Genomic DNA, 14,553 nt, shown 5'->3' with positions numbered 1-14,553 from the left:
CCAGTCCCGCACCCGACCCCCGGAGACAGCTGTGCCCGCACCCCCGCCCGTGGCCTTCTCCCTGCTCCCCCACCCCACCAAGGCGCATGCCAGAGCCGGCCACTTCACCTTCGGCCCCGATACTTGCCTGCGCATCAGCAGCGGTGCCGAACCCGCCGCCCAGCTGCTGCGCACCCTGCTCGCCCCTGCCACCGGCCTGCCGTTGCGCTCCGCCGAGGACGCCGCCGTAGTCCTGGCCCTCGACCCGGCCCTGACCGGACTCGGCCGCGAGGGATACGGCCTGACGGTCGGACCTCACTCCGTACTGCTGCGCGCCGCACACACCACCGGTCTGCTGCGCGGAGTGCAGACGATCCGTCAGCTCCTGCCCCCGCAGGCCTTGGCGGCTTCGCCGCAGCGCGGTGTGCGATGGTCACTGCCCTGTGTGGAGATCACGGACATCCCCCTGCACCGCTGGCGCGGAGCGATGCTCGACGTGGCCCGCCACTTCCAGCCGGCGTCCTACCTGCGCCGTTACGTCGATCTCCTCGCCCTGCACAAGATCAATGTCTTTCATCTGCATCTGACCGACGACCAGGGGTGGCGGATGCCGGTCGCGGCCTACCCCAAGCTCACCGAGATCGGCTCCCATCGTGCCCAGTCCATGACCAGTGCCGGCAGCGACGACCACGACGGTGTGCCGCACGGCGGCGCCTACACCCGCGCCGAGTTGGCCGGCCTGGTGCAGTACGCGGCTGCCCGAGGCATCACCGTGATGCCCGAGATCGAGATGCCCGGCCACGTCCGTGCCGCCCTGGCCGCGTATCCGCACCTGGGCAACCGTCCCGACCGGGTCCTGGACGTGTGGACCAGGTGGGGTGTCTGCGACACCGTCCTCGGGGTCCATGAGGAGGTCTTCGACTTCTGCCGCACCGTGCTGGAGGAGGTCATGGACGTCTTCCCCTCCCCCTACATCCACATCGGTGGCGACGAGTGCCCCACCACCGAATGGGAGCAGAGCCAGGAAGCCAGGGCGCGCGCCCTCGCCGCGAGACTGAGCGGTCCGGCCGCACTGCACGGGTGGTTCCTGGGCCGCGTCGGAGCGTTCCTGGCCCGGAACGGACGCCGGCCGGTCGGCTGGGCCGAGTCCGGCACCGAGTTGTCCGACGACTTCACCGTGATGGCCTGGCGCGACCCCGCACATGCCGTGACCGCAGCCGGGCGCGGCCACGACGTGATCAACGCCCATTACCGCGCCACCTACTTCGACTATCCGCAGAGCGGCGGAACCCAGGAGTTGCCGGCGCAGCCGGGAGCCGTCGTGGCGCTGAGGGACGTACACGCGCACGATCCCGTCCCCGAGGGTGCCGCGCCCGAAGCCGCCGCCCGAATCCTGGGCAGCCAGGCGCAGCTGTGGACCGAGTACGCCGAGACGCCCGCCCACCTGGAGTACCTCACGTATCCGCGCCTGTGCGCTCTGGCGGACCGTGCCTGGAGCGGTCCCACCCCGTGGGAGGAGTTCCGCTCCCGTCTGGCCCGGCACACTCCGCGCCTGGACGCCCTCGGCGTCAGCCGCCATCCCGGAAGCCGCACCACAGCACAGCCCTGATCCCCCGAGCACGACGAACCCCACATCCCGTCCCGGAAGGATTCAGCATGAAGTCCCGAACCACGCCGAACAGGCTGCGCGTCGCCGCAGCCGCCGCGGTGTCCATGGCCATGGGCACCGCCGGTCTCACCGCCCTGACCGGCACCGCGAGCGCCGCGGCGGACGACGTGACGGTCCAGTACCGGACCAGCGCCACGGGCGCCACGGCGGACCAGGCCGAACCCTGGCTCAAGGTCAGGAACACCGGCGACAGCGCCCTCCCGCTCAGCACCGTCAAGGTGCGCTACTACTTCAAGGCCGATTCGGCCGCCGCCGCCTACCGTTTCGCCTGCTCCTGGGCGGTCAAGGGCTGCGCCAACATCACCGGCACCCTCGGCACCCTGGCCAACCCCACGGCCACGGCCGACCGTTACGTGGACATCGGCTTCACCGCGGGGGCGGGCACCCTCGCTCCGGGCGCCGACACCGGGGACATGCAACTGCGCTTCCACCGGGCCGACTGGCAGCCCCTCAACCAGAGCGACGACTACTCCTTCAGCGCTTCCCGGTCGTCGTACGCGGACTGGACGAAGATCACCGCCCAGGTGTCCGGCAGCACGGTGTGGGGCACCGCCCCCGAGGGCAACGAGCCGACCGACCCGCCCACGGACCCTCCGGCAGGCGGACAGAGCCTGTTCGACGACTTCAACTACAGCGGCTCCGGCGACCCGAGGATCTCGGCGAACGGCTGGAGTGTTCGCTCGAACTCCGGCGGGCCCGGCGTGCCCGGTGCCACGTGGTCCCCGGAGAACGTCACCTTCGCCAGTTCCGGCGGCAACTCGGTGATGAATCTGCGGACCTCGACCGCGGGAACACCCGAGAGCACCAAACAGACCGAAGTCCTCACCAAGACCATGAAGTTCAAGAACGGCACCTACGCGGCCCGGGTCAAGTTCTCCGACGCGCCCGTGTCAGGACCGGACGGTGACCGCCTCGTCCAGACGTTCTTCACCATCAACGACCTCAAGGCGCCCATGGCCGACGACTACGCGGAGTACGACTTCGAGTATCTGCCCAACGGCGGCTGGGGCGAGCCGGCCAACATCCTGTACACGACGTCCTGGGAGACCTACAACCCCGATCCCTGGCAGGCCGTCAACCAGCACACCGAGTCCCGGCAGAGCTGGGCGGGCTGGCACGACCTGGTGCTCACGATCGACGACAGCACCATCAAGTACTACGCCGACGGCCGGCTCTTCGGCACGCACGACGCCGCCTACCTGCCCGAGCGCCCCATGTCCATCAACTTCAACCAGTGGCTGATCGACCTCGCGGGCCAGACCAGCACGACTCCGCGTTCCTACGACGAACAGGTCGACTACGTCCTGCACGTCAAGGACCAGGTCCTGAGCCCTGCTGAGGTCACGGCCAAGATCAGCGCCTACCGCACGGCCGGCACCACGTTCGAGGACACCGTCCCCAACAGTTAGGCCACTTCTGTGGGCAGCGGGGCTCAGGGGGTCTGACCGAGGGCCGGAGCCCTGCTGCCTGCCTCGGCACTCACGTGCTACAGCTGCGGAAGCACCTCGCCGGCGATGAGTTCCAGGTGGTCGAGGTCGGTGAAGTCGATCAGTCGGAGATGGAAACGGTCGGCGCCGATGGCGGCGAACTCGCCCAGCCGGTCCACGAGTTGGGCCGGGGATCCGATCACCGGGTCCTCCGGCGGCAGGGCGCTCTTGAGGTGCAGAGGGGCGGCACGCCGTTGCGCCTCTGCGGCGGTGCGGCCGATCGCGACCACGACGCCGGTCGAGAGCACCAGCGGCGGCCGACCGGCGGCGGCCCGGCCGGTCCGTTCGCATGCCTCGGCGACTCGTCGGTAGGCCCGGGCAGTCTCGGCCACCGACTTGAAGGGCATGTTGAACTCGTCGGCATACCGAGCGGCCAGCAGCGGGGTGCGCTTGGGCCCGCGGCCCCCAACGATGATCGGCGGCGCGGGGACCTGTACGGGCTTCGGCAGGGCGGGCGCGTCGAGCAGTCGGTAGTGATCACCGTGGTGGCTGAAGTGCTCGCCGACCGGCGTCCGCCACAGGCCGGTGATCACGGCCAGCTGCTCCTCCAGCCGGTCGAAGCGCTCCGGGGCGGGCGGGAACGGGATGCCGTACGAGGTGTGCTCGCGTTCGTACCAACCGGCGCCGAGGCCCAGCTCGACCCGTCCCCCGCTCATCCGGTCCACCTGCGCCACCGTCACGGCCAGCGGGCCCGGCAGCCGGAAGGTGGCCGAGGTGACCAGGGTGCCCAGCCGGATCCGGGAGGTCTCCCGGGCGAGCGCGCCCAGCGTGAGCCAGGCGTCGGTGGGGCCGGGCAGCCCGGGATCGGCGCCCATGGCCTGGTAGTGATCGGCCCGGAAGAACCCCTCGAACCCGCAGGCTTCGACGAGTTGCGCGAAGCGCAGCTGATCGTCGTAGTCGGCGCCGCGGTGCGGCTCGGTGAAGACGCAGATCCGCGCGGTCATCGCCCCTCCGTTTCGAGCGACGTGGATATGTCCCGTTCCATCAGCAGCTCGTGCAGATCGGCGGTGCAGCGGGCCACTTCGTCCAGGTGCGCCGTCCGGCCCAGTGTCCTCGGCCGGGGAATGGCGATGTCGACGGTCCTGCGGATCCGGCCCGGGCGCGGGCTGAGCACGACCACGCGGTCGGCGAGCAGCACGGCCTCGTCTATCGAGTGGGTGACGAAGACGACGGTGGATGCGTTCTCGATGTGGATGCGTTGCAGTTCCACCGCGAGGTCCGCGCGGGTCAGCGCGTCGAGTGCGGAGAACGGCTCGTCCATGAGCAGCACCCGGGGCTCACCCATCAGCGACCGGCACAGTGCGACGCGCTGCTGCATACCGCCGGACAGCTCGTGCGGCCGGTGCTTCTCGAAGCCGCTCAGTCCGGCCGTCTCCAGCAGCCGGTACGCCCGGTCGCGGTGCTCGGACTTGCGCCAGCCGAAGATCTCCACGGGCAGCAGGACGTTGTCGAGGACGGAACGCCAGGGCAGCAGGGCCGGCCGCTGGAACAGCATGGCGACATCCCGCCTGGCTCCCTCGACCTGTTCGCCGCCGATCGTGATCTCGCCCTCGGTGACCGGCAGCAGCCCTGCGATCAGCCTGAGCAGTGTGGACTTGCCGCACCCGGACCGGCCCACCACCGCCACGAACTCGCCCTCGGCGATGTGCAGGCCGATGTCCTGGAGCGCCACCGTCGAACCGGACCGGCTGGTGAAGCTCCGGGACACACCGGTGAGTCTGATCATCCGGCGGTCTCCCCATCCACTGGCGATCGTCGCGGCGGCCGGTTTGTGACGCCCGGTCAGGCTACCCGGGGCTGGCCCCTCAGCGGTACCAGTCCTCCTGTCTCTGTATCACCAGTGCCGCACACCTGGCCCACAACTGCCGGGCCCTCGTAGGCTGTTGCCCGCATCGAGTGTCATGCCCTCGCCACAGTCGGCGGTCGGAAAGGACAACACTGTGCGCATGAACAGGTTCGCCCGTACGGTCGCGGCGACGGCCCTGGCCACAGCGCTGGCACTGGTCTCGGGGTGTGGCGGCTCGGATTCCGACGCAGGCAACGGTGACGGCGACAAGGCGCTCAAGAAGGTCACCTATCTGACGTCGTTCGGCAACTTCGGCCGGGACGCGTACGCCTGGGTCGCACAGGACAAGGGGTACTTCGAAGAGGCCGGCTTCGACGTGGACATCAAGCCCGGCCAGGGCACCGGCGGCATCATCCCGGCCGTGGTGGGCGGGCAGGCGCAGTTCGGCCCCATCGACCTCACGGGCGGTCTGCTGCACATGGGCAGTGGCCAGGCGCAGGACTTCGTCGCGGTGGCCGCCATCCAGCAGCACACCATGGCCGCCATCGCCACCACCGAGGGCAACGGCATCGCCGCACCGAAGGACCTCGAGGGCAAGCGGCTGGCCGACACGCCCGGCTCCGTCGTACGCAACCTCTTCCCGACGTACGCCCGACTGGCCGGAGTGGACGCCGACAAGGTGACCTGGGTCAATGGCGAGGCACAGACGCTGATGGGCACGCTCGCCGGCGGTTCGGTGGACGGCATCGGCCAGTTCGTGGTGGGTCAGCCGACCATCGAGACGGTGACGAAGAAGAAGGCCGTCCTGCTGCCGTACAGCGACGTGACCCCCGATCTCTACGGGAACGTGCTGATCACGTCCACGAAGATCGCCGAGCGGGACCCGGAGATGGTGAAGCGGTTCAGCAATGCGCTGCTCAAGGGTTTGGAGTACAGCCTCGCCCACACGAAGGAGGCCTCCGAGATCCTGAAGCGGAACGTGGACGCCACGAACCCGGCCGCCGCGGCCGCCGAGTTGGAGTTGATGGCCGAGTACGTCAAGCCGGACGGTGCCGGCACGGCGATCGGGACGCTGAACTCCGCACGCGTCGCGAGGAGCATCGCGATCCTGAAGGACGCGGGCGCGCTGCCGAAGGGGATGACCCCTGATCAGATCATCGACTTCGACCTCGTACCGAAGGGTTGATCGCGTCGCGCGGGGAGCAGGACGGAGAGAGAGGACGGGGAGTGGGTGGGATGACCGACCTCTCGAAGCCGTCGCCCGCCCCGGCGGCTCGCCCGCAGCCGGTGCCGCGAGTGGGACCGGGACGGCAGCGCGGAACCGGCATCGGCGCCGTACTGCTGCCGTTGGCCGGACTGCTGGTCGCGCTCGGCGTGTGGTGGCTGCTCACGTCGGCGCTGGAGGTGATCCACCCGGCCGTGCTGCCTCCGCCGGGTGCCGTGCTCTCGGCGTTCACCGCAGCCCCGGGCCTGTTCCTGGAGCACACCGGCGACACCACGGTGGAGACCGTCGTCGGGTTCGTTCTCTCCAGCGCCTGCGGGGTTCTGATCGGACTGTCACTGGCGGGCTCGCGGGTACTGGAGCGAATGTTCACGCCGCTGCTGGTCGCCGTCAACGCGGTTCCGAAGATCGCGCTCGGGCCGCTGCTGGTGGGGGCGCTCGGCTGGGGGCAGAAGCCGGTCCTGACCATGGTCTTCCTGCTCTGCTTCTTCCCGATCGTGCTGTCCACCGCGACCGGCCTCACGTCGACCCCCGCGGACCTGGCCGAGTTGGCGCGCTCACTGGACGCCTCCCGCTGGCAGGCGTTCCGGAAGGTGCGGTTGCCCGCCGCACTGCCGCAGATCTTCGTCGGGCTGAAGGTGGCCATGCCGCTCGCCGCCATCGGCGCCGTCATCGGCGAGTTCCAGGCCGGTGAGAGCGGGCTGGGCTTTCTGATCGTGCAGGCAGGCGGGGTCGGCGACACCGCCACCGCCTGGGCAGCGATCATCCTGATCGGGCTGACGAGCATCCTGCTCTACTTCGCTCTGCTGTTGTTGGAACGGTTCGCGCTGCCCTGGGTCAGGGAAACCACCTCGCGCGGCTGACGTGGTCGCGGTGCTCGTTCTTGGCAACATGTCGTTCCCCCCTGCCGCGCACGGCCGTCCCCCGTCGTTGGCATGTCCTCGACAGCGGGTGCCCCGGGGCGGCGATCAGGGCTGTGGCGGCGTCGGTGCGGGCGCCGGGGCGCGGCGGGGTGTATCCAGAATGTATGGTTCCGCGACGCCTCAAAGATCATCGTTGGCCACAGGAGCCACCTCAGTTGCTGCTGGCGGTGCCGATCATGATGATCGTGATCGTCACGGTGGTCGACATCCTGGCTCCGCCCAGCGTCCACCTCGGGCCGTTCCTGGTGGCCGCGCCCGCCGTCACGGCGTCGTTCGCCGGTCCACGTACGACCGCATGCGTCGGCGCGATCGCCGTAGCGGCCCAGGCCGTGGTGGCGGTGGTGCGTACGACCCTCGCCGATCTGAACCACTCCTCTCAGCTGATCATTCTGATCCTGATGTCAGCGTTTGCGACCTCCTTCGCCGCCCGGCGCGAGCGCCATGAAAAGGAAGTCAGTCAGCTGCGGTCGGTTGCGACGGCCGCGCAAGAGCTGGTGCTCAAGCCGCTTCCCCAGCGTGTCGGCTCGTTGCGGATCGCGTCGGTCTACCTGGCCGCCGAATCCGAGGCGCAGATCGGCGGCGATCTGTATGCCGCCGCTCGTACGGCGCACGGGACCCGGATCGTCATCGGCGATGTCAGGGGCAAGGGGCTGGAAGCCGTCGGGGATGCCGCCCTCCTGCTCGGCGCTTTCCGGGGCGCGGCCCACAGGCAGGCCGATCTTCCGGCACTCATGGCCTTCCTCGAGGGAACCGTCTCATCGGACCTGGACGACCCGGCTGCGCTGGACGCCGCGACCGAGGATCGCGGCGAGGCGTTCATCACGGCCGCCGCGCTGGACATCCCGGACGACGAGCCGGTCCTTCGCCTGATCAACTGCGGCCACCCACCGCCTCTGCTGCTGCGGGGCGGGCACGTCAGTCCCCTCGAAGTACGCGACCCGGCACCACCCCTGGGCCTCACCGATTTCGTGGAAACCGAGCTGGCCGAAGAGCAGTTCGCTTTCGAGCACGGCGACATCGTCCTGCTCTACACGGACGGCGTCATCGAGGCCCGCAACCGCGAGGGCGCCTTCTACCCGCTCACGGAACGGGTGGACGGCAAGGCCGACCCTAGTCCCGACGCTCTCCTGGCCCACCTGTGCAGGGACCTGATGCGGCACGTCGGCGGACATCTGGGAGACGATGCCGCCATGGTGGCGATCGAGCGCATGCCGCGGCACTCCTGAGGATGCGGATTCGCCGGCGGACCCCGTGCCCGAACGCTCCGCCAATAGGGCGGGACAGAAGATCCTGACGCCGGCCTCGTCGTTGAGTCCGGCATGAAGATCATCACTGCCGCCGTGCTCGCAGGAGCAGCTCTCCTCACAGCCGCCCTCCCCGCCTCGGCCGACGACGGGCCCATCGACTTCGGCATCTTCCAGGGGGTCAACGACACCAAGGGCTCAAGTTTCACGGACTCGAGCCCAGCCTGGAGGCAGACCGACAGCGACACGGACGGAACCGTCCCGAAGTCGGCTCTGGCGATGCTGGTGGACAACCTGGCCTCGCCCGGCCCGCAGTGACGCCGGCACGGCGCGACCGCTGCGCCGGGAGCGAGTCCCGCGCGGCATGAGCCACGAGGCACAGCCATCATCGGGGCCCCGGTCACGGACACGCTGTCACCGGGGCCCCGAAATCAGCTACCGCTGAAGGCGCCGACCGCCTCTAGTTCCGGTACCGGAACACGATCCGGCCGCGCGTCAGGTCGTACGGCGGCAGCTCCACCAGCACCCGGTCCTCCAGCACGATCTTGATGTAGTTCTTGCGGATCTTCCCGCTGATGTGCGCGAGCACCTGGTGGCCGTTGTCGAGCTCCACGGTGAACATGGCGCTGCGCAGGCACTCGACGACCTTGCCCTCGACTTCGATGACGTTCTTGTTCTTCGTCATCGCACCAGCTCCAGGTTGCTGCTCATCGGGCGGGCGCCGATGCCCTCGAACAGCGCCGAGGCTGCTTGGTTGGACTCGTGGACCTCGGTCCAGGCCTCGGCGTACCCGGACCGGTGCAGCGTCCCCAGCGCGTGGGCCAGCAGCGCCCGAGCGATGCCACGGCGCCGTTCGCCGGCCCGGACCGCGATCAGCCCGATGCGCGGCCGGTTCGCCGTCACCACCCGGATCAGACCCAGGTAGCGGTCCGGCGCCGCGGCCACCGCGTATTTCGACGGGTCGACGATGGTGTCACCTACGGGGCGGGGAATCACCTCCGCAGGCATCGACTGCCACCCGACGGTCGCCTCGACTTCGTCACGGATCGCGCGGTCCACCGCCCGCAGCAGACTCTCGTCGGCCTGACCGGCGGGCACGATCGTGAGGCCCGAAGGCGGCAGGACTGCTTCGAGCCCGGTGTCGCGCGGGTCGGCCGGCACGACGTACTCCCACTCGCGGCGCCGGATCGTGAACCCGGCACGCCGCCAGCCGGCTGTCAGCTCGACGTCGGCTTCGTCGACCACCGTGTACAGCGGCGCGGGCAGTTCCGCCAGCATCGCTTCGGCCAGCCGGTCGAAGGTGGCGTGGTGCCAGGCGTCGATGCTGACGAACAAGCGCCCGTCGGGCCGGTGCACCGCATGCCCGCGACCGACCACCAGGTCGTCATCCAGTGCATGCCATTGCCGGTCCGCTACGCGCGTGATCACCACCGCGGTCTCGTTCGGGCCAGATGTGAAAGGCTTTGTGTTCATCGGCGTATCCCTCCAGGAATGCCTCGATCTCAGGCGCTCCTGGCGACACCGAACGTCAGCCGCCGGACCGTTGCGGGTTGAGGGAGCACCCATGGGTGACTGTGTTCACGGGTCTCACCTCCATACGACGACTTCACGGTCCGCCACGAAATTAGCGACGGGGCGCCTCCTCGCTCAAATCCTTTTCCGGGTCAGAACCAGCCGGTGCATTCGATGCCGCCGCCCGGGCCGTTGGTGCCGCAGGCCCGCATGACGAGGCCGGCGTCGTTCCACTGGGTGGTGTACGCGTCGTTGCCCGAGGTGATGGTGGTGAAGCCGAGCATCGAGTCCCAGGTCTCGCCCCCGTCGGCGCTGCGGTCGACCCAGATCTCGTCGCCGACCGTGCCGCCGATGATGCGACCCCAGGCGCACTGGGTGGTGCTGCTGTAGCGCAGCTCCACGGTGCGGCCGAAGACGGTGGTCGACTTGGCCGTCCAGGCGCCCGCAGAGGTGGGCTCCGTACCGTCGCCGCAGGACGTGTTGTTCTCCGCGCCGGCCATGGTGCCGCCGATCTCCGGGTAGTCACCGCAGGACGGCACATCCTTGAGCACGGCCGGCCCCTGTACGAACAGGTTGCTGATCCAGCTGTGGTAGTCCGGCAGGAACGACCAGACGTTGTTCACCATGCCGTCGACCGTGGCCCGCTCGCCCACCCGCTGGCACAGCACCCGCACCTTCACGGAGATTCCGTTGCCGTTGGTGAAGTTGATGCCGCTGCCCGTGTTCGAGTTCTGCCGCAGGTTGGGCCGGCCCCAGGTCTTGTGGAAGGAGCCGCGGCCGTCCCAGGACCAGACCACCGGCGTGACGTCGGCGTGCGGGCGGAACGCGCCCTGGTAGCGATCCCAGCGGGCACTGATGTCGTTGACCTGGATCTTCATGCCCGACTGCGGTGCCTCGACCATCTTGCCGTTGCCGAGGTAGAGCGCGACGTGCGTCGGGCCGAAGCCCTCACGCCCGAAGTACATGATGTCGCCGGGCAGCAGAACGCCCGACCCCTGCGACTTCAGGAACTTGGTGTGTGCGTACCCCGGTGCCGCGAAGGTCGCCTGCGTCGTGCGCTCGGTGATGAGGTCCCGGCCGGTCGCCTTGTACCAGGCCCAGCGCACCAGTCCGATGCAGTCGAAGCTCCACAGTGTCGGGTCCGCGTACGAGTCGGTGTCCGTGGGGTCGACCTGGCCCTGACTCGGACCGGGCACGCCCTGTGCGTGGCCGCCACCCCAGGCGTACTGCTGACCGACGTACCGGCACGCGACCTCGACGGCCGCCCGCGCTGCCGCGCTCGCACCGGACTGGAGCGGCGCGCACCCCGGGGCGGCGGCCGCCGGAGTGGCCGAGACGGCCGGCAGGCCGAGACTCATCACGGCCACGAGCGCGGCCATGAAGAGTCGCACCCGGCGACCCCGGATCTTGCGAACTCTGTTGATCACAGGACTCCCCCTGGGCTCGGTGGTCTCCCGCGAACGTAGGGACTCCACCGACCCTCCGGTCCCTGTCATCTGTCAGGATGCGACCCGCCTGCCCCCTCCATACGGTTCCAGCGATCGGGCATACGCCCAACGCTCAACAGGAGAGGCAGAAATCCACATGCGCAACATGCTGAGGCGCGCCGCCGCGCTGGCCTTCGCGACCGTCACCGCGGCCCTGCTCACCACGGGTACCGCTCAGGCCGCGCCGGCCTCCGACTGGGCTGGTTGCCCGTACGGCGCGGTCTGTGTCTACCCGCAGAACCAGAACCCGGCCGTGTCGCCGAGCCACATCTACTGGACCTATGGCGCGCACAACCTGAGCAACCAGTACGGAAACCACTGGGTGTTGAACAACCAGTACGACGGCGCGGTTGTCGAGCTGTGCCTCAGCTACAACGCGAACGACTGCACGTCCTCGATCGCGGCGGGACACGGTGAGTACCGGGACCTGTCGCCCATCAACTCGCTCCATCTGAGGCCGCATTACAACTAAGGTCCGTGTTCGAATGCAGCCAGTTGGTCACATTTACTGATTCCGTCACTCTCGTCGCTCTCTGTCCGTAAGCTCAGCGTCCTACCAGCACAGGCAGGCCGTGGGGCAGGCCGTGGGGTGAAGGCCGGGGGGCGTCGTGACACAAGTTGGCAGGGGACAAGAGAAATCCGCCGAGAAGGTGCCGACTCGCCTCTCGTGGAAGGGATTTGTCGGGGCAGCTGTGTTCTCGTACCTCGTCTCCCGCGCCGTCATGGGTGGTTCGTGGTATCCGCCGGTCGTGTTCTTGGTCGTGGTCGTCGTCGTGTTCGCGGTGAGGCACGGCCGGCAGGGGCCGATGGTCGGCGTCAAGGAGGTCCGCCGCGAGGCCGTCCACCTGAAGCCGTTGACCGATCGGCTGCAGCGGGCGATGGAACTGGGCGAGGCCGGAGATCTTGCCGCCGCCGTGGAACTGATCGACTCCGTCGCCGCGCATCCGGCCACGGAGCGGCTGCCGCTGATTGCCGCGAACGTGGCCATGCTGCGCAGCGACATCGCGGTGGCGCAGGGCGACCTGCCCACCGCCGAACAGGAGGCCGTCACCGCGGTCCGCCACCACGAGCAGGGCACGAACCGCTCCACGTGGTCCGAGGCGCTGGAGAAACTCGGCAGGATCCAGCTCACGTTGGGCCGGAACGACGACGCCCACCGCACCCTGACACAGGCTTTGGAGGTCGGCGGGGGATTCATGTACCGGCTCAGCCGGGTCCGCGTGGAGCTCTACCTCACCAACATCGCCCTCGACGCCGACGACATCCCCCGCGCCATCGAACACGCCACGGCCGCACGGAAGTTTGCCGCCAAGTGGCGCTGCAGACCGCAGCACGCGATCGCGTGCGACATGCTCGCCATCCTGGCCCTGGCGGAGAACCGCACCGACGACGCCGCCCGATGGACAGCCGAGGCGGCACGAGTCCTGGGGCACGACGACTGCGCCCTGCCCCAACGCGTCCGCCACCTGATCTCCACCGCCCTGGTCGCGCACGCACACGGCAACGACCAGGAGGCCCTGGCCGCTTACCTGGCAATGATGCGCGGCGTCGCCGAACTACGCGCCGGCTGGGGCTGGCGCGATGCGCAGACGTTCTACGTCGACCTCTACAGCGAGCACGAGTTCGCGGCGTACGCCACCGCCCACAGCCTGCACTTGAACGGCGACCAACAGGCCCTGGCGGCCTTCGCGTTGCTACTGGAACTCGGCAACCGGACCGCCCTGCGCCGCATGCTCCGCGGCGAACTGATCCTGCGGACGCCTGACGACATCGAGCAGGAAGGCATGTCCGAGATCGTCGGGCTGCTGAGCACGCTGGCCGGCGCCGAGGGCACGACGCCACCGGAGGCGGCGCGAGCCGCCGAAGTTCATGCGCCGGCCTCGCCTCCGCGCGCTGGGCAGCAAGAGGTGGCGCGGGCGTACGAACGACTGGAGACGCTGGTTTCCCTACGGTTTCGGTGGGCGCTGAGCGCAGGCGACGAGGGACGGACTGGCGACCCGCGCGCGTACGCGCAGCGTTGGAGCAGCCATGTGCTGCAACTTCGGCTCGTCGGCAACGGCCGGACGAACCGCATCGCCGGGCTGTGGACGGACCCGGACGGCATACAGCATCCGTTCCTCCACCCGGTCGAGGGCGCCGCGGGGATCCTGCTCGGCGAGGTCACCGGGCTCCAAGACCTGCGCCAGGGCCCGGCGCTTCCGACGCCCGCCCAGATCGTGCCGGACAGCGCAGCCGGCGAAACGGAGGGAGTCCGCGCGGAAGCCCCCGATTGGCGCACGACACCACGCTGCCGCCATCTGACCGCTCGCGACACCACCCCGTGGGCCACCCTCGCCCAGCTCCTGCTGCCCAGCGGCCTGGTGGACCTGCTGCGCAACACCAACCCCGCAGGCGCGGTGCCGAAGTTGCTGATCGAACCCGACTCACGCCTGTGGCGGGTGCCGTGGGCCGCGCTCAGTGTCGAACCGGACGATCCCGAAGGCTACGTGCTCGACCGTGCGGTCCTGGCCATGCTGCCCAGCCTGTCACTCGCGGACAGCGCGGCCGCAGACAGCGACGAGCGAGCGACCGGCGCCGTCAAGAACCGTGCATTCGCCTATCTCGCCGGTGTCAACGCCGAGGGCCTGGACCTCGAACGGAACGCTCTCGACGCCGCTTACGGCACCGAGGTCGTCCATGCCCGCACCGCCGCAGAACTGCTGACGGTGCTCGGTCCGGACGGCGCCGGTTTCTCGGTCGGCGCTGCCTCCGTACACGGCAACGACAGCCCCGGACTGGCCCACGCGCTTCGCCTGGACCGGCGTACTCAGCTGTCGGCGGCCCGCATGCTCACCCTGCGTTTCCCGCGGACCCTGCTCATCAACGCCTGCCTGTCCGCCGAGCTCGACGAGCGCCGCGGCACCGACCCGCTCGGCATTCCCACGGTCGCCCTGTGCCGCGGTGCCGAGACGGTCATCGGTGGGATCTTTCCGCTGCCGGACGGGAGGGCGAAGAACCCTCGGCACAGCCACCCCACCGCCCGCATCCTGGCCATCCTCTACCGGCTTCTCGCACAGGGCGTCCCGCCCTCGACGGCCCTGCGCACCGCCCAGCGTCAGTACCGCGCGGAAGTCGGCACGGTGCCGCCGCGACTGTGGGCGGGGCTCGTCAGCATCACCACGACGTTCGAGGACCCTCACCTGACTTGAAGAGACGCCCATCGGACGTGACGACGACGCTCATCGGACTGGAACACGACCGACAC

General features: G+C 69.4%; 13 protein-coding genes. 8 read left to right on the top strand and 5 right to left on the bottom strand.

The genetic code is table 11. The features are described from left to right. Window positions 1–31 precede the first annotated feature (31 nt). Together ACZ7L5_RS27890 and ACZ7L5_RS27885 are read left to right on the top strand one after the other, a co-directional pair. A complete protein-coding gene (locus tag ACZ7L5_RS27890; protein ID WP_471519729.1) occupies window positions 32–1,588 on the top strand; it encodes a beta-N-acetylhexosaminidase in 1,557 nt (518 codons plus the stop codon). A 47-nt stretch (window positions 1,589–1,635) separates the two neighbouring features. Beyond that, window positions 1,636–3,057, top strand: coding sequence for a cellulose binding domain-containing protein (locus ACZ7L5_RS27885; RefSeq protein ID WP_471519727.1), 1,422 nt, complete (start codon window positions 1,636–1,638; stop codon window positions 3,055–3,057). Window positions 3,058–3,134: 77 nt separating this feature from the next. Here ACZ7L5_RS27885 and ACZ7L5_RS27880 read toward each other — a convergent pair whose 3' ends face one another. Together ACZ7L5_RS27880 and ACZ7L5_RS27875 are read right to left on the bottom strand one after the other, a co-directional pair. Continuing rightward, window positions 3,135–4,079, bottom strand: a complete 945-nt coding sequence (locus ACZ7L5_RS27880) for an LLM class F420-dependent oxidoreductase (RefSeq protein ID WP_471519725.1) — start codon at window positions 4,077–4,079, stop codon at window positions 3,135–3,137. Beyond that, on the bottom strand, window positions 4,076–4,861 hold the full coding sequence (locus tag ACZ7L5_RS27875; RefSeq protein WP_328883574.1) for an ABC transporter ATP-binding protein: 786 nt from the start codon (window positions 4,859–4,861) through the stop codon (window positions 4,076–4,078). Before ACZ7L5_RS27875 ends, ACZ7L5_RS27880 begins: the two co-directional genes overlap by 4 nt. Before the next feature lie 220 nt (window positions 4,862–5,081). Between ACZ7L5_RS27875 and ACZ7L5_RS27870 the strand changes: the two genes are divergently transcribed. From ACZ7L5_RS27870 to ACZ7L5_RS27855, 4 genes are all read left to right on the top strand, one after another. Beyond that, the gene (locus ACZ7L5_RS27870) at window positions 5,082–6,107 is read left to right on the top strand and encodes an ABC transporter substrate-binding protein (RefSeq protein ID WP_471519723.1); all 1,026 of its coding nucleotides are present in this window, start codon (window positions 5,082–5,084) and stop codon (window positions 6,105–6,107) included. Between the two features lie 50 nt (window positions 6,108–6,157). After that, window positions 6,158–7,006, top strand: a complete 849-nt coding sequence (locus tag ACZ7L5_RS27865) for an ABC transporter permease (protein WP_471519721.1) — start codon at window positions 6,158–6,160, stop codon at window positions 7,004–7,006. Between the two features lie 164 nt (window positions 7,007–7,170). Then, entirely contained in the window at window positions 7,171–8,292 is a 1,122-nt protein-coding gene (locus ACZ7L5_RS27860) for a PP2C family protein-serine/threonine phosphatase (protein ID WP_471520192.1), read from the top strand. Between the two features lie 93 nt (window positions 8,293–8,385). Beyond that, window positions 8,386–8,628 carry a hypothetical protein gene (locus tag ACZ7L5_RS27855; protein ID WP_471519719.1) on the top strand — a complete coding sequence of 81 codons (243 nt, stop codon included), beginning with the start codon at window positions 8,386–8,388 and terminating at the stop codon, window positions 8,626–8,628. A 142-nt stretch (window positions 8,629–8,770) separates the two neighbouring features. Here the strand turns inward: ACZ7L5_RS27855 and infA are convergent, their stop codons facing one another. The 3 genes from infA to ACZ7L5_RS27840 all read right to left on the bottom strand — a co-directional run bounded on the left by infA (window position 8,771) and on the right by ACZ7L5_RS27840 (window position 11,249). Next, window positions 8,771–8,995, bottom strand: a complete 225-nt coding sequence (gene infA / locus ACZ7L5_RS27850; RefSeq protein ID WP_269637243.1) for a translation initiation factor IF-1 — start codon at window positions 8,993–8,995, stop codon at window positions 8,771–8,773. Beyond that, on the bottom strand, window positions 8,992–9,783 hold the full coding sequence (locus tag ACZ7L5_RS27845) for a GNAT family N-acetyltransferase (protein WP_471519717.1): 792 nt from the start codon (window positions 9,781–9,783) through the stop codon (window positions 8,992–8,994). Before ACZ7L5_RS27845 ends, infA begins: the two co-directional genes overlap by 4 nt. Before the next feature lie 191 nt (window positions 9,784–9,974). After that, window positions 9,975–11,249: an NlpC/P60 family protein gene (locus ACZ7L5_RS27840; RefSeq protein ID WP_471519715.1), complete on the bottom strand. Its 1,275-nt coding sequence runs from the start codon at window positions 11,247–11,249 to the stop codon at window positions 9,975–9,977. 157 nt (window positions 11,250–11,406) lie between these two features. Between ACZ7L5_RS27840 and ACZ7L5_RS27835 the strand changes: the two genes are divergently transcribed. Further along, the gene (locus tag ACZ7L5_RS27835; protein WP_365067499.1) at window positions 11,407–11,781 is read left to right on the top strand and encodes a hypothetical protein; all 375 of its coding nucleotides are present in this window, start codon (window positions 11,407–11,409) and stop codon (window positions 11,779–11,781) included. Window positions 11,782–12,001: 220 nt separating this feature from the next. After that, window positions 12,002–14,497: a CHAT domain-containing protein gene (locus tag ACZ7L5_RS27830; RefSeq protein ID WP_471519713.1), complete on the top strand. Its 2,496-nt coding sequence runs from the start codon at window positions 12,002–12,004 to the stop codon at window positions 14,495–14,497. Window positions 14,498–14,553 lie beyond the last annotated feature (56 nt).

The organism is Streptomyces sp. NPDC107528 (assembly GCF_055639295.1).
Note: the sequence above shows the minus strand (reverse complement) of the source record. Positions and strands in the feature narration are given on the sequence as shown.

Coding starts and splice junctions, on each gene's coding strand:
- ACZ7L5_RS27885 (WP_471519727.1), top strand. CDS start 1,636: ATGAAGTCCCGAACCACGCCGAACAGGCTGCGCGTCGCCGCAGCCGCC.
- ACZ7L5_RS27880 (WP_471519725.1), bottom strand. CDS start 4,079: ATGACCGCGCGGATCTGCGTCTTCACCGAGCCGCACCGCGGCGCCGAC.
- ACZ7L5_RS27875 (WP_328883574.1), bottom strand. CDS start 4,861: ATGATCAGACTCACCGGTGTGTCCCGGAGCTTCACCAGCCGGTCCGGT.
- ACZ7L5_RS27870 (WP_471519723.1), top strand. CDS start 5,082: ATGAACAGGTTCGCCCGTACGGTCGCGGCGACGGCCCTGGCCACAGCG.
- ACZ7L5_RS27865 (WP_471519721.1), top strand. CDS start 6,158: ATGACCGACCTCTCGAAGCCGTCGCCCGCCCCGGCGGCTCGCCCGCAG.
- ACZ7L5_RS27860 (WP_471520192.1), top strand. CDS start 7,171: ATGGTTCCGCGACGCCTCAAAGATCATCGTTGGCCACAGGAGCCACCT.
- ACZ7L5_RS27855 (WP_471519719.1), top strand. CDS start 8,386: ATGAAGATCATCACTGCCGCCGTGCTCGCAGGAGCAGCTCTCCTCACA.
- infA (WP_269637243.1), bottom strand. CDS start 8,995: ATGACGAAGAACAAGAACGTCATCGAAGTCGAGGGCAAGGTCGTCGAG.
- ACZ7L5_RS27845 (WP_471519717.1), bottom strand. CDS start 9,783: ATGAACACAAAGCCTTTCACATCTGGCCCGAACGAGACCGCGGTGGTG.
- ACZ7L5_RS27835 (WP_365067499.1), top strand. CDS start 11,407: ATGCGCAACATGCTGAGGCGCGCCGCCGCGCTGGCCTTCGCGACCGTC.